At 62.5% G+C, this 13,313-nt stretch carries 13 protein-coding genes and 1 tRNA gene; 9 read left to right on the plus strand and 5 right to left on the minus strand.

The features are described 5' to 3' along the window. Window positions 1–16 precede the first annotated feature (16 nt). The 3 genes from coaD (at window position 17) to ABFY71_RS12190 (ending at window position 1,771) form a co-directional block, all read left to right on the plus strand. Window positions 17–505 carry a pantetheine-phosphate adenylyltransferase gene (gene coaD / locus ABFY71_RS12180; RefSeq protein WP_305577924.1) on the plus strand — a complete coding sequence of 163 codons (489 nt, stop codon included), beginning with the start codon at window positions 17–19 and terminating at the stop codon, window positions 503–505. Between the two features lie 2 nt (window positions 506–507). After that, window positions 508–1,095: a peptidylprolyl isomerase gene (locus ABFY71_RS12185; protein WP_347946258.1), complete on the plus strand. Its 588-nt coding sequence runs from the start codon at window positions 508–510 to the stop codon at window positions 1,093–1,095. Window positions 1,096–1,291: 196 nt separating this feature from the next. Continuing rightward, the gene (locus ABFY71_RS12190; protein ID WP_347946259.1) at window positions 1,292–1,771 is read left to right on the plus strand and encodes a peptidylprolyl isomerase; all 480 of its coding nucleotides are present in this window, start codon (window positions 1,292–1,294) and stop codon (window positions 1,769–1,771) included. A 179-nt stretch (window positions 1,772–1,950) separates the two neighbouring features. Here the strand turns inward: ABFY71_RS12190 and ABFY71_RS12195 are convergent, their stop codons facing one another. Both ABFY71_RS12195 and ABFY71_RS12200 read right to left on the minus strand, forming a co-directional pair. Beyond that, window positions 1,951–2,808, minus strand: a complete 858-nt coding sequence (locus tag ABFY71_RS12195; RefSeq protein WP_347946260.1) for a 3-hydroxyacyl-CoA dehydrogenase — start codon at window positions 2,806–2,808, stop codon at window positions 1,951–1,953. Continuing rightward, the gene (locus ABFY71_RS12200; protein WP_347946262.1) at window positions 2,805–3,464 is read right to left on the minus strand and encodes a TetR/AcrR family transcriptional regulator; all 660 of its coding nucleotides are present in this window, start codon (window positions 3,462–3,464) and stop codon (window positions 2,805–2,807) included. Before ABFY71_RS12200 ends, ABFY71_RS12195 begins: the two co-directional genes overlap by 4 nt. Before the next feature lie 143 nt (window positions 3,465–3,607). On the opposite strand from ABFY71_RS12200, the gene queA reads away from it, so the two are divergent. Genes queA through map form a run of 4 tightly spaced genes read left to right on the plus strand, consistent with a single transcriptional unit; the run spans window position 3,608 to window position 8,291 of the window. Continuing rightward, window positions 3,608–4,669: a tRNA preQ1(34) S-adenosylmethionine ribosyltransferase-isomerase QueA gene (queA, locus tag ABFY71_RS12205; RefSeq protein ID WP_347946264.1), complete on the plus strand. Its 1,062-nt coding sequence runs from the start codon at window positions 3,608–3,610 to the stop codon at window positions 4,667–4,669. A 59-nt stretch (window positions 4,670–4,728) separates the two neighbouring features. Beyond that, window positions 4,729–5,868, plus strand: coding sequence for a tRNA guanosine(34) transglycosylase Tgt (tgt, locus tag ABFY71_RS12210; protein ID WP_347946266.1), 1,140 nt, complete (start codon window positions 4,729–4,731; stop codon window positions 5,866–5,868). A 22-nt stretch (window positions 5,869–5,890) separates the two neighbouring features. Next, window positions 5,891–7,531, plus strand: coding sequence for a glucose-6-phosphate isomerase (gene pgi / locus ABFY71_RS12215; protein WP_347946268.1), 1,641 nt, complete (start codon window positions 5,891–5,893; stop codon window positions 7,529–7,531). Between the two features lie 4 nt (window positions 7,532–7,535). Beyond that, window positions 7,536–8,291: a type I methionyl aminopeptidase gene (gene map, locus ABFY71_RS12220; protein WP_347946269.1), complete on the plus strand. Its 756-nt coding sequence runs from the start codon at window positions 7,536–7,538 to the stop codon at window positions 8,289–8,291. Window positions 8,292–8,455: 164 nt separating this feature from the next. On the opposite strand, the gene ABFY71_RS12225 is transcribed toward map, so the two are convergent. From ABFY71_RS12225 to ABFY71_RS12235, 3 genes are all read right to left on the minus strand, one after another. Further along, window positions 8,456–8,983: a hypothetical protein gene (locus ABFY71_RS12225; protein ID WP_347946270.1), complete on the minus strand. Its 528-nt coding sequence runs from the start codon at window positions 8,981–8,983 to the stop codon at window positions 8,456–8,458. Window positions 8,984–9,016: 33 nt separating this feature from the next. Beyond that, window positions 9,017–9,091, minus strand: a tRNA-Lys gene (locus ABFY71_RS12230). Window positions 9,092–9,169: 78 nt separating this feature from the next. Then, window positions 9,170–9,949, minus strand: a complete 780-nt coding sequence (locus ABFY71_RS12235; protein WP_347946271.1) for a hypothetical protein — start codon at window positions 9,947–9,949, stop codon at window positions 9,170–9,172. A 142-nt stretch (window positions 9,950–10,091) separates the two neighbouring features. Between ABFY71_RS12235 and glmU the strand changes: the two genes are divergently transcribed. Both glmU and glmS read left to right on the plus strand, forming a co-directional pair. Further along, window positions 10,092–11,447, plus strand: a complete 1,356-nt coding sequence (glmU, locus tag ABFY71_RS12240) for a bifunctional UDP-N-acetylglucosamine diphosphorylase/glucosamine-1-phosphate N-acetyltransferase GlmU (RefSeq protein ID WP_347946272.1) — start codon at window positions 10,092–10,094, stop codon at window positions 11,445–11,447. A gap of 2 nt (window positions 11,448–11,449) precedes the next feature. Continuing rightward, window positions 11,450–13,276 (plus strand): glutamine--fructose-6-phosphate transaminase (isomerizing), encoded by a 1,827-nt coding sequence (gene glmS / locus ABFY71_RS12245; RefSeq protein ID WP_347946273.1) that lies wholly within the window; start codon window positions 11,450–11,452, stop codon window positions 13,274–13,276. The last annotated feature ends 37 nt before the right edge of the window (window positions 13,277–13,313 follow it).

Raw genomic sequence — 13,313 nt, forward strand, 5'->3', positions numbered from 1 at the left:
ACAAGGGGAGCGCGGCGTGAGCAAGCTGGTGGGGTTTTATCCGGGGTCATTTGATCCGCTGACCAATGGGCATCTGGACGTCATCGAGCGCGCCTGCAAGCTGGTGGACACGCTGGTTGTCGCCGTTGGCGTCAATCCGGGCAAGAAGACGCCGCTGTTTGCCCATGCCGATCGGTTGCTGATTCTGGAGCAGGCGCTGGGCCCGGTCGGCAGGCGTACCGACACCGAATTCAAGATTGTCGATTTTGCCGGGCTGATGGTCAATGCCGCGCGCGAAAACGGCGCCACGCTGATCATTCGCGGGCTGCGCGACACCACCGACTACAATTATGAAATGCAGATGGTGGGCATGAACGCGCAGATGGCGCCGGACCTGCAGACGGTTTTCCTGCCCTCCAGCCCGCCGGTTCGGCATATCTCGGCCACATTGGTGCGGCAAATCGCTGAAATGGGCGGCGATATCTCCGCCTTCGTCCCGCAAATCGTTCTCAAGGCCCTGAAATAATCATGACCGCATTCACCCGTCGCCTATTCGGCGCGCTCGTTATCGGCGCCACCGCCCTGACCGCTGCTCCTGCCTTCGCCCAGTCCGGCGCGCCCCATCTGATGCTGACGCTGGAAGCCGGCGTGGTCGATATCGAGCTGCTGCCGGCCCTGGCGCCCAAGCATGTCGAGCGGATCATCGCGCTGACCGAGCAGGGTGCCTATGACGGCGTGGTGTTCCATCGCGTCATCGACGGCTTCATGGCCCAGACCGGCGACGTCAAGTTTGGCAAGACCGGCGCGGCCGATTTCGATCTGTCGCGCGCCGGCATGGGTGGCTCGGATCTGCCCGACGTCGAAGCCGAATTCAACGCCGAGAGCTTCCAGCCCGGCGCCGTTGGCGCGGCCCGCTCGCAGGACCCCAACTCGTTCAACTCCCAGTTCTTCGTGGTGACGGCGGATGCCAGCTTCCTTGATGGGCAATACACCGTGTTCGGCACGGTGATCAGCGGCATGGATCTGATCAATGGCCTGGAAAAGGGCCCCAAGGAACAGAACGGCGCGGTCGCGAACCCCGACAAGATCGTTGCCGCCAAGATTGAATATAAGTAAGCCGCTCCCCCACCTAACCTCCCCCTGAAGGGGGAGGGACCGCGCGGTGGGTTTGGCTCGATTGTGCCTCAAACTCGATCTGTCCCTCCCCATTCTGGGGGAAGATGGGAAGGGGCAGGCGATCGGCCGACCTTGCACCCGTCGCCCTTTGGCCTTACATGCGGGCCACAAATTTCCAACCGAAAGTTGCTGACACATGGCTGAATATGCGGATCCCGAAAACACCCTCGTCATTGAAACCACCCAGGGCGAAGTGGTTATCGCCATGCGGCCGGACTTGGCGCCAAACCATGTCGAGCACATCAAGAAGCTGGTACGGGAAGGCTTTTACGACGGCATCGTGTTTCACCGCGTGATCGAGGGCTTCATGGCCCAGACCGGCTGCCCCGACGGCCGCGGCACCGGTGGCTCGAAATACCCCAATCTGAAGCAGGAATTCAACGATGAGCCGCATGTGCGCGGCACCGCCTCGATGGCCCGCGCCCAGAGCCCGGACAGCGCCAATTCGCAGTTCTTCATCTGCTTCGGCGACACCCCGTTCCTCAACAAACAGTACACTGTATGGGGCCAGGTCATTGAAGGCATGGACAATGTCGACAAGATCAAGCGCGGCGAGCCGGTCAGCAATCCCGACAAGATGGTCTCGGTCAAGGTTGCCGCCGACATCGCCGCCTGAGCCCGACTCATCGCGTGAATGGCAGACCCCCGGGGCATGGGCCCCGGGGGTCTTTTTTTTGACTCGCTGTTGCCGGGCCGGGTAGGGAGCAGTGCTGCTGCTCCCCGGGGCGATGAGGGTCCGCCTGCCAGCACTCAAAGTCGACCGGGAAAGGCCCGGCTGCCGCCAATGGTGGGGCGCTAGTTGCGCGGGTACTTGTAAAAGCCTTCGCCAGTGGTGACGCCCAGCTTGCCCTTGTCGATGTAGTTTTCCTTGAGGTAGGCGGCGAAGTTCTCCTGGCCGCTGCCGGGTGTCGAGGACACGGCATAGGCGGTGTTCAGTCCGATAATGTCATAAATCTCAAACGGCCCCTTGGGTGATTTGGTGGCGATTTTCCAGGTTTTGTCGATCGCCTCGGGGGTGGCCACGCCCTTTACCAGCAGCTGGCCCGCTGCGGACAACAGGGGCACCAGCAGCGAATTGAGCACATAGCCCGGCTGCTCCTTGTGGATTTCGATCGGTACCATGCCGATGTCACGGGCGAACTCGACCACCGTCTGGAAGACCTCGGGCGAGGTATCCGGATGCCCCATGACCTCGGCGATATTGTTGCTCCAGATTTCATTGGCGAAGTGCAGGGCAAGGAACTTCTCGGGCCGGCCGGTGGATTGCGCCATGGCGCTGGGCAGCAATGTCGAGGAATTGCTGGCAAAGATGGCTTTGGCCGGCGCCACGGCACCAAGCTTGGCGTAAATCTCCCGCTTGAGCTCGATTTTCTCGGGCACAGCCTCAATGATCAGGTCGGCGTCTTTGGCCGCAGCGGCCAGATCGGTCACGAAGGTCAGGCGGGACCGGGCGGCCGCGATGGTGGACTGATCTGCCCCCTTCACATCGGCAAGGTAGCGCCCGGCAACATAGTCGAGAAAGGTCTTGGCCTTGACGACTGCCGCATCGCTGATGTCGTAGGCGGTGACCGAAAAGCCCTTATAGGCAGTCTGGAAGGCGATCTGCGCGCCCAGTACGCCTGTACCCAGCACGGTTACATTCTTGATGGTCATTTGTGGCTCCTTTGAATGGTCGTTGGTGCGTCGTCGGTGCGGCCTGTGTGACCGTTGTCGGGCTGGCCACCAGCCAGCGCCATGAAGAAGGCGAGCACCAAGCGCTCGCTGGACGTCTCGGTGTCTGCTGCGGACTGCACTGCCATACCGGTCCACAGGGCGTGCAGGCCCCTGGCCAGTTCGCGCGCGGGCAGCGCCGGGCTCAGGCCGTGGCGGCTCATCCCCGCACCGATGACGCCACCAAGTGCATCGAGATAGCTGCTGCGCGTTGTGTCGAAGCGGGCGGCAAATGCCGGGTCGCGCAGGGCGTGCACCTGCAGTTCCACCGATAGCAATGATCCGTCGGCGTCTGCAGCAAGTTCGGAAAAATGGGTGGCCAGAGCCTGGTTGAGCTCATCAAGGTTCCCTTTGGTCTTGGCATCGATCAGGGCATTGAGCTTGTCGATCTCAGCGGCCAGTTGCCGCTCCATCAGTGCTAGCAGCAACGCGTCCATATTATCGAAATTGGAGTAGAATGCGCCCTGGCTGTAGCCAGCCGCCTCGCAGACCGATCGGGTCGACAGGGCCGCAATGCCCCTGCGCACGGTCAGGCTTCTGGCGGCGTTCAGCAACTTCTCGCGTGTTTCGCGCTGGGCCTGTTTGCGGGCGGTGGCCATGAATGTCTCCTACCCTCTCAAATCTCACTTGAGATGCGAAGTTTCAAGGGCAGGGGTCGTGTATTTACGGCATGGCGGCATGACCAAGGCAGGCCGGATGGCATTGCCCTTGCGAATTTGCCTTGAAATGCTAGGCAGGACCGATGCTAGTTTCCGATTTCGATTTCGTGCTCCCCGAAGAACTGATTGCCCTGCATCCCGCCGAGCCGCGCGACAGTGCGCGACTGCTGCTGGTCGATCCAGTGGCCGGGCTGAGTGATCTGCACATCCCCGACCTCCTGACCCTGCTCAGGGCCGGGGACGTGCTGGTGGTCAACGATACCCGCGTGCTGCCCGCCGAACTGCATGGCAGTCGGATACGCGGGGAGTTCCGCGCCAATATCTCGTTCAACCTGCACAAGCGCGTCGACGCCACGCAGTGGAAGGCTTTTGCCCGCCCGGCAAAGAAGCTGGCCGTGGGCGATGTGCTCGAGCTGGGCAATGGTCAGGCCGATGCCCTGACGGCGCGGGTCGCCAGCAAGGGCGAGACCGGCGAAGTGACGCTGCAGTTTGATCTGGCCGGCGCGGCGCTGGACGAGGCCATCAAATCGCACGGCGCCATGCCGCTGCCGCCCTATATCGGGCTCAAGCGCGGCCTCGAGGAGCGCGACAAGGTCGACTATCAGACCGTCTATGCCGCCGAGGACGGCGCCGTGGCGGCGCCGACGGCGGGGCTGCATTTCACCGAGCAACTGCTGCAAAAAATCGCCGGTATGGGCGTCAGCATTGAGCGCGTCACGCTGCATGTCGGGGCCGGGACGTTTCTGCCGATGAAGGTGGACGATACCGAGGACCATGTCATGCACGCCGAATGGGGCGAGATCGACGCGGCAACGGTGGCGCGCATCAACGCTGCCCGCGCCGCCGGCGGACGGGTTGTCGCCGTGGGGACGACAAGTCTGCGCCTGCTCGAAAGCGCCGCGCGCGCGACGGGCACACTGGCGCCATTCTGCGGCGACACCGACATCTTCATCACCCCCGGCTACAAATTTGCCGCGGTCGACCTGCTGATGACCAATTTCCACCTGCCCAAATCGACCCTGTTCATGCTGGTCAGCGCCTTTGCCGGTTTTGACGTGATGAAGGCCGCCTATGCCCACGCGATACGTGACGGTTACCGGTTCTATTCCTATGGGGACAGCTCGCTGCTGATCCGGGCAACCTAGGACGGCATCGCAACGCCGCCCAGTTGTGTCCCCCGCACCAACCCGCTAGAACCCGCTCCATGAGCACGACCAGCAAACAAGTTACCTTTACCCTTTCGGCCACCGATGGCCTGGCGCGGCGGGGGCGGATTGATACGCCGCGCGGCGATATCCAGACCCCGGCCTTCATGCCCGTCGGCACGGCGGGCACGGTCAAGGCCATGTATCCCGAACAGGTGCGCGAGACCGGCGCCGATATCTTGCTGGGCAATACCTATCACCTGATGCTGCGGCCCGGCGCCGAGCGGGTGGCCAGCCAGGGCGGGCTGCATGACTTCATGGATTGGCAGCGGCCAATCCTGACCGATAGCGGCGGCTTTCAGGTGATGTCGCTGGCGCAATTGCGCAAGCTGACCGAGCACGGCGTTACCTTCAAATCCCATATTGACGGGTCGAGCCATGAGCTGACGCCGGAGCGCTCGATCGAGATCCAGACCCTGCTCGACAGCGATATCATCATGCAGCTCGACGAGTGCATCAAGCTGCCGGCCGAGCGCAAGGAAATCGAACGGGCCATGGAGTTGTCGCTGCGCTGGGCCGAGCGCTCCAAGGCGGCGTTCAACAACCAGCAGAACCGGGCGCTGTTCGGCATTGTGCAGGGCGGCGACGACGCCGATCTGCGCCTGCGTTCGGCCCAGGGACTGAAGTCGATCGGCTTTGACGGCTATGCCGTGGGGGGCCTGGCCGTCGGCGAGCCGCAGGACGTGATGTTTCGGGTGCTCGAAGAGATCACCCCCGAACTGCCGACCGACCGGCCGCGCTATCTGATGGGCGTGGGCAAGCCGGACGATATTCTGGGCGCCATCGGCCGGGGCATCGACATGTTCGACTGCGTCCACCCCACGCGTGCCGGCCGGCATGGCCATGTTTACAGCCGCTTTGGTGTCATCAATCTGAAGAATGCCCGGCATAGGGATGACCATCGGCCGATCGACGAGGCGTCGCCCAACCCCAATTGCCGCCGCTGGAGCCGCGCCTATTTGCATCATCTCGTTAAGACAGAAGAGATTTTGGGCGCAATGATCCTTTCCCAGATCAATCTGGCCTATTATCAAGAGCTGGTGCAGGGCTGTCGCGGTGCGATCGAAGGCGGCCGCTTTACCGATTATGCGGCAGAGACGCGCGCGGCCTGGGCCGCTGGCGATCTGCCGGTTCTCTGATTTCCTGAAGGGCTTCTTCGACATGGCTAAACCTGGACGCAAGGCAAGTTTTTCGAACCTGGGCAAGCACCGCAAGCGGCTCGAAGAGCAGCCGATGCGCGTGCAGTTCGCCGTCGACCCCAACCGCTTCAAGCGCTACTCGACCAGCGGCGCCGGCATCCTGCTCGATTATTCCAAGAACCGCATCGACGAAGACGCTATGGCCGCGCTGTTCGATCTGGCGCGCGCTGCCGGGGTCGAGGAACGGCGCGACCAGATGTGCGAAGGCGTGCACATCAACCTCACCGAAGACCGCGCCGTCATGCATATGGCGCTGCGCTATCAGGGCGATCAGCCGGTGCCGGTGGACGGCAAGGACGTCATGCCTGACGTGCGCGCCGTGCTGGCGGCGATGGAAAGCTACAGCAACGATATCCGCAGCGGCGCCATTCGCGGCCATGGCGGGGCCCAGTTCACCGATATCGTCAATATCGGCATTGGCGGCTCCGACCTCGGTCCGGCCATGGTGACCCTGGCGCTCGAACCCTATACGCGCGCCGATCTGCGGGCCCATTATGTGTCCAATGTCGATGGCGCCCATATCCATGACACGCTCAAGCGCCTCGACCCCAAGACCACGCTGTTCATCATCGCTTCCAAGACATTCAGCACCGACGAAACCATGACCAATGCCGGCACGGCGCGCGACTGGGTCGCCGATACGCTGGGCGAAGAGGCGGTGCCGAACCATTTCGCGGCGGTCTCGACCAATATCCCGGCCTGCGCCAAATTCGGCATCCGTGAAGACCGCATCTTTGGCTTCTGGGACTGGGTTGGCGGGCGCTATTCGGTATGGTCGGCCATTGGCCTGCCGATCGCCATTGCCGTGGGCTACGACAATTTTGCCCGCTTCCTCAAAGGCGCCGACGCCATGGACCGGCATTTCCTCAGCGCGCCGCTGGAGGAAAACCTGCCGGCAATCATGGCCGTGCTGGGCGTGTGGTATCGCAATGTCTGGGGCTTTTCGACCCATGCCGTGCTGCCCTATGACCAGCGGCTGGGCCGTTTTGCCGCCTATCTGCAGCAGCAGGACATGGAATCCAACGGCAAATCGGTCACCTTGGCCGGCAAGCCCGTCGGCTGGTCAACCGGTCCGATCGTCTGGGGCGAGCCCGGCACCAATGGCCAGCATGCCTTTTACCAGTTGATCCATCAGGGCACCGACGTGATCCCCTGCGACTTCCTGATTGCCGCCAAGCCACATGAAAGCCTGCCGCCGCACCATGACAAGCTGGTGGCCAATGTCCTGGCGCAGTCCGAGGCGCTGATGCTGGGCAAGACGGCCGAGGAAGTGGTCGCCGAACTCAAGGCGCAGAGCCTGAGCAAGGCCCAGATCAAAGAGCTGACACCGCACAAGCTATTCCCGGGCAATCGCCCGTCCAACACGCTGTTTTATGAGCAGCTGACGCCGGAAACGCTGGGGTCACTGGTGGCGCTCTATGAGCACAAGGTGTTCATCCAGGGCGTGATCTGGAACGTCAATTCCTATGATCAGTGGGGCGTGGAGCTGGGCAAGCAGCTGGCCAAGGCGCTGCTGCCCAAGGTGGAAGGCATTCAGAGCGGGGAAGGGCACGATAGCTCGACCCGGGGTCTGCTCGCCTATTATCTGGCCAACAAGGGCTGATCGCTTGACCATCACCACCGAAGAACAGCTTGAAAAGCTCAAGGCCATCGGCCGCATCTGCGCCCTGACCCGCGACGCCATGGCGTCGGCCATGCGTGTTGGCATGACAACCCTCGAGCTTGATGAGATCGGCCGCAAGCTGCTGACTGAACACGGCGCCTTGTCAGCCCCCGAAGTGACCTATGATTTCCCTGGCGCAACCTGCATTTCGGTCAATGAGGAAATCGCCCACGGCATTCCGGGCGATCGGGTGCTGGGCGCGGGTGACCTGGTCAATATCGACGTTTCCGCCGTCAAGGACGGCGTCTTTGCCGATTGTGGTTCATCCTTCATCCTGGGTGAGGGCGACCGGCGCCTGGTGACGCTGTGCCGCGACGGCAAAAAGGCCATGTGGGCCGGCATTCGCGCCGTCAAGGCCGGGGCGCCACTGGCCGATATCGGCACCGCCATCGGCCAGTTTGCCAAGAAGGGCGGCTATACGCTGATCAGCAATCTGGCCAGCCATGGCGTTGGCGACAGCCTGCACGACGAGCCCGGCGAGATTGCCACCTGGCCCGACAGGTCCGAGCGCCGGCGCATGACCGACGGGCTGGTATTCACCATCGAGCCGTTCCTGTCACTGGGTGGACGCATGGCCGATCAGAAGTCAGCCGACGATGAATGGACCCTCACCAGCAAGCCTTCGGCGCCTTGCGTGCAATATGAACACACGGTGGTGGCGACGCCACGCGGGGCCATTGTGGTGACACTGGCGGCTTAGGCTGGATACCCGGGTGATAACCGAATTGCCCTGGCCCCTTGAGGAAGGGGATGGTTTTCTGCGCCTTCCATGCTCCAGCGCCAATGGATGGCGCGAGACCTCCTCATCCGCCCTTCGGGCACCTTCTCCCGCAAGGGGAGCATGGAGAGAGCCGCAAGAGCGCCCTAAAGCCACACCAACAGCATCGGGCCCATCACCACCATGCCGACCGCCACAACATAGCGCAGATTGCCCAATTGGCGCAGGCTGGGCAGGCTGAGAAATGACGACAGCAGCAGAAAGCCGAGCAGGGCGATAAAGACCGGGGTAAGCGGCGTCAGATGGATGGCGGCGCCTTCGGTCAGTTGCAGATAAATCATGTGGCCGCCGACAAAGCCGAGCAGGGCCGTTATCACCACGGTGACGGCCTTGGCGGTAATCAGCAGGGCCATGTCGATGGTATGGGCCGTCAGCAGCAGCGCCAGGCCGGTGGCGGTGACATGCACGGCCGCCAGGGTGGGCAGGATCTGGTTGTGGGCCAGCAGGGGCACCATTTCCGGCGGCGCACTGAGCGGCAGCGAACCGATCATCGGCAGGTTGGCGCCATATTGGGCCAGCAGATAAATGATATAGAGCATCACCAGCGTGCTGGCGGCAAAGGTCACCAGCGTCGCGGCGAGGACCTTGAGCAGATCGATGGTATCCTGTGACACTGCAGGGGCCCGATCAGATGAAGGAAGAAAGCTTGGTATGCCGGGAGGGGGTCGAACCCTCGACCATTCGATTAAAAGTCGAATGCTCTACCACTGAGCTACCGGCACGCACCAAGAATGACGCCATGGGCGTCGCGGCGGAACATAGAGACGTGGCTTGCGCTGTCAACCGCAATTGCGAGGTTCTCAGTCGCCCAGCGGTGTTCCGGTATAGGGCATGGGTAGACATGAAATTGAAATCCGCTCCAGTCGAACACACAATGCGGTAGCCTCGGAGAGTTCGGCAATGGGACCGAGGACAATGCGCTTGTTGGCGTCAGTGTCGGTGTCGGCCAGAACCGGCGACAGGCCAAACAGCAAGGGCCCCAGCTTCATCGACAACTCGTTCCAGGCGCCGGGGGCCTGGTCGGCGGGCACGGCTGTGCCCAGCGCAATGCCGAAGGCCGAACTGTCTGGCTGGGACAGGCTGGCCGCCTCCAGTGGCTCAGGCAGAGCCTGAGTCTGATCGCTGGCCGGGGAAGCGGCGGCCATGGGCTGCTGGCGGATCATTACCGAACCGCCATCAGCATCGTAAACCAGCGCCTCGCCAATCGAGGCGGTTACCGCGGAGCGGTCAATCTGGGCGGTGTCGGGCAGCGCTTCGAGCAGGTGGGGCAGGCTGACCTCCAGCGCGCCCACCCGATGCTGGACGGCGTTGCCTTGCTGCTCGATCAGCGCAAAGCGGCTGGTCAACACAGTATTGTCGCGTTTGAGCTGCAGCGTCTGCGCGCGAAGATCGGCGACCTGCAGCCGCAGTTGATCCAGGGAGGCGCCTTCAATGCGGGTCTTGTGCAGCCCGCCCAAAATACCAGAAGGGATCGTGGCGGAAATATTGGCCCCCAGCACCGCAATAGCGCCGAACACCAGCGCCACGACGGCCCAGGTGGTCACGTCCGACTGCCGGAACTGTTCCGATGCCTTGGCCAATATCAAAAACCCCGAGAGCGCAGTCGAATCAGATATTGCGCAGTGATAGAACAATGGGGCCCTGCTTAGGGGTTCGCCAACTCTTGTTTGCCATAAATCTGTGCAGATGCGCAGGAATAGCCAGTGCGCAGTGGAGACTACCATGACCGAATTGCTGTCGATCATTCTGGCTGCTGGCGAAGGCACCCGCATGCGCTCGGCGCTGCCCAAGGTTTTGCATCCTGTTGGCGGGTTGCCGATTATCGGGCACGTTGCCCAAGCCGCGCGCGATGCCGGCTCAAGCCAGATTGCGCTGGTGACCGGGCCAAAGCACGAGGCCATTCGTGCGGCGGTGTCGGCCATGCAGCCCGATGTCGTGCATTTTGAGCAGACCGAGGCCAAGGGAACAGCCCATGCCGCCGCCATGGCGCGTGACCTGTTTGCCAAGGCGCAGGGCTATGTGGCGGTGGTCTATGGTGATCACCCGCGCCTGCGTGGCGAGAATTTCAGGGTTGTCCTCGATCGGCTTGATGCCGGTCTGGATGTGGCCATTCTCGGCTTTGAGCCCAAGGACCCCACCGGCTATGGCCGGTTCATCACTGATGGCGAGACCCTGCTGGCCATCCGCGAGCACAAGGACGCGACGGAAGAGGAGCGCGGCATCGGACTGTGCAATGCCTGCATTCTGGCGTTCCGCGCCGATGTGTTCCGCGAACTGATCGACAAGGTCGACAACAACAACGTCCAGAACGAGTACTATCTGGGCGATCTGGTCGGGCTGGCCAACAAGGCTGGCAAGAAGGTCGGTTTCGGTATTGCTCCGGAAGACGACGTAATCGGTGTCAATGACCGCAGCCAGCTGGCTCATGCCGAGGCCCTGTTTCAGGAGATGCGGCGTGACGATTTCATGAAGGCCGGCGTGACGCTCAAGGACCCCGGCAGCGTCTGGTTTTCCTATGACACCGAAATCGCCCAGGATGTGACCATTGAACCCAATGTGGTGTTTGGACCCGGCGTCAGGATCGAGAGCGGCGCGGTGATCCACGCCTTCAGCCATATCGAGGGGGCCCATGTCGGCCCCAACAGTTCGGTGGGGCCATTTGCGCGGTTGCGCCCCGGCACCAATCTGGCCGAGGGCGCCAAGATCGGCAATTTTGTCGAGATCAAGCAGGCCGAGATCGGCAAGGGCGCCAAGGTCAGCCACCTCAGCTATATCGGCGACGCGAGCATCGGCAGCGAGGTGAACATCGGCGCCGGGGTAATCACCGTCAATTATGATGGCTATAACAAGCACCGCACAAATGTCGGCGACAATGCCTTTATCGGCTCCAATAGTTCGCTCGTGGCGCCCCTTACCATTGGCACAAGCGCGCTGGTCGGCAGTGGCAGTGTGATCACCGAGGATGTGGAAGCTGATGCCCTGGCGCTGGGCCGCAGCCGTCAGGTCAACAAACCGGGTCGTGCCAAAGAGATTTTTGCGGCTGCCAAGGCCAAGAAACAGAACAAGAAGGGCCTGTAGCCATGTGCGGGATCGTCGGTATTGTCGGCAACGAGCCCGTGGCCGTTCGCCTGGTGGATGCGCTCAAGCGGCTGGAATATCGCGGCTATGACAGCGCTGGTGTCGCCACGCTGCAAGGCGGCAAGATTGCCCGGCGCCGGGCCGAAGGCAAGCTGGTCAATCTGGCGCAAAAGCTTGATGCCGAGCCGATGAGCGGCCAGATCGGCATTGGCCATACCCGCTGGGCCACCCATGGCGCGCCCACCGAAGGCAATGCCCATCCCCATGTCACCGACCGGGTGGCCGTGGTGCATAATGGCATTATCGAAAATTACCGCGAGATGCTGCTCGATCTGGCCAAGGACGGCTATCTGCCCGATACCCAGACCGACACCGAAGCGGTTGCCCTGTGGGCCAGCCGCGAACTGGCTAATGGTGCCGACCCCGAGCAGGCCGTGTCGCGGACGCTCAAGAAGCTGCGGGGCGCCTTTGCCCTGGCCTTCATGGTCCATGGCCGCGAGGATCTGCTGATCGCGGCCCGCCATGGCGCGCCCTTGGCCATCGGCTATGGCAATGGCGAGATGTATCTGGGCTCGGACGCCATGGCGATGGCGCCGTTCACCTCGCGCCTGAGCTATCTTGAGGATGGGGACTGGGCGGTGATCACCCATAGCGGCGTCACCATTCGCGACCGCAGCGACGCTATTGTCGAGCGCGACCAACTGGTGTCACTCACCTCGGCCGCCATGGTCGACAAGGGCAATCATCGCCACTTCATGGCCAAGGAAATCTACGAGCAGCCCGAAACCATCGGTCACACGCTGAGCCACTATGTGGATATGGGCACTGAGAGAGTGGCCATTCGCGAGGCGCTGCCGTTCAACTTTGCCGATCTCAGCCGGTTGACCATCAGCGCCTGCGGTACGGCTTATCTGGCGGGCGCCGTGGCGAAATACTGGTTCGAGCGCTATGCCCGGCTGCCGGTCGATATCGATGTGGCCTCCGAATTCCGCTATCGCGAGCCGCCATTGGAAAAGAACGGCCTGTCGCTGTTCATTTCGCAGTCGGGTGAAACCGCCGATACGCTGGCGGCGCTGCGCTATTGCGCCAGCCAGGGCCAGCACGTCGCGGCACTGGTCAATACGCTTGAATCCACCATTGCCCGCGAATCCGACGTGGTATTTCCCATTCTGTGCGGCCCCGAAATTGGTGTTGCCTCGACCAAGGCGCTGACGGCGCAACTGACCGCCCTGGCCAGTCTGGCCATTGCCGCTGGCCGCGCCCGTGGCGTGCTGAGCGCCGAGCAGGAAACCGACATGGTGCAGGCGCTGATCGGCCTGCCGACGGCGGTGTCGGCTGCCCTGGGCACTGAAGATCAGATCATGGAAATCGCCAAGCGGTTGAGCAAGGCCAAGGATGTGCTTTATCTGGGGCGGGGACCGATGTTCCCCATCGCCATGGAAGGCGCGCTCAAGCTCAAGGAAATCAGCTATATCCACGCCGAGGGCTATGCTGCAGGTGAACTCAAGCACGGCCCCATCGCCCTGGTGGACGAAGCCATGCCGGTGATCGTGGTGGCACCGTCCGACGAGCTGGTCGACAAGACCTTGTCCAACATGCAGGAAGTGGCGGCGCGGGGCGGCAAGATCATCCTGATCACCGACGCCCAGGGCGCCGAAACGGTCGGCCAGGGCGTGGCCGACGTGATTCTGATCCCGCATGTGTCGAGCTTTGTGGCGCCGATCCTGGCCACCATTCCGGTGCAGTTGCTCGCCTATCACACGGCGGTGTTCATGGGCACGGACGTGGACCAGCCACGCAACCTCGCCAAGTCGGTGACGGTGGAATAGTGCCACTGCGACTTCTCTCACTCGCAATCGCTGCTCT

Origin of the sequence: Devosia alba (assembly GCF_039938915.1) — a bacterium.
Classification (GTDB): Bacteria; Pseudomonadota; Alphaproteobacteria; order Rhizobiales; family Devosiaceae; genus Devosia; species Devosia alba.

What these genes read in the sequence shown, in the direction of transcription:
- ABFY71_RS12185 (WP_347946258.1), top strand. Translation starts at nt 508, where the DNA reads ATGACCGCATTCACCCGTCGCCTATTCGGCGCGCTCGTTATCGGCGCC.
- ABFY71_RS12190 (WP_347946259.1), top strand. Translation starts at nt 1,292, where the DNA reads ATGGCTGAATATGCGGATCCCGAAAACACCCTCGTCATTGAAACCACC.
- ABFY71_RS12195 (WP_347946260.1), bottom strand. Translation starts at nt 2,808, where the DNA reads ATGACCATCAAGAATGTAACCGTGCTGGGTACAGGCGTACTGGGCGCG.
- ABFY71_RS12200 (WP_347946262.1), bottom strand. Translation starts at nt 3,464, where the DNA reads ATGGCCACCGCCCGCAAACAGGCCCAGCGCGAAACACGCGAGAAGTTG.
- queA (WP_347946264.1), top strand. Translation starts at nt 3,608, where the DNA reads ATGCTAGTTTCCGATTTCGATTTCGTGCTCCCCGAAGAACTGATTGCC.
- tgt (WP_347946266.1), top strand. Translation starts at nt 4,729, where the DNA reads ATGAGCACGACCAGCAAACAAGTTACCTTTACCCTTTCGGCCACCGAT.
- pgi (WP_347946268.1), top strand. Translation starts at nt 5,891, where the DNA reads ATGGCTAAACCTGGACGCAAGGCAAGTTTTTCGAACCTGGGCAAGCAC.
- glmU (WP_347946272.1), top strand. Translation starts at nt 10,092, where the DNA reads ATGACCGAATTGCTGTCGATCATTCTGGCTGCTGGCGAAGGCACCCGC.
- glmS (WP_347946273.1), top strand. Translation starts at nt 11,450, where the DNA reads ATGTGCGGGATCGTCGGTATTGTCGGCAACGAGCCCGTGGCCGTTCGC.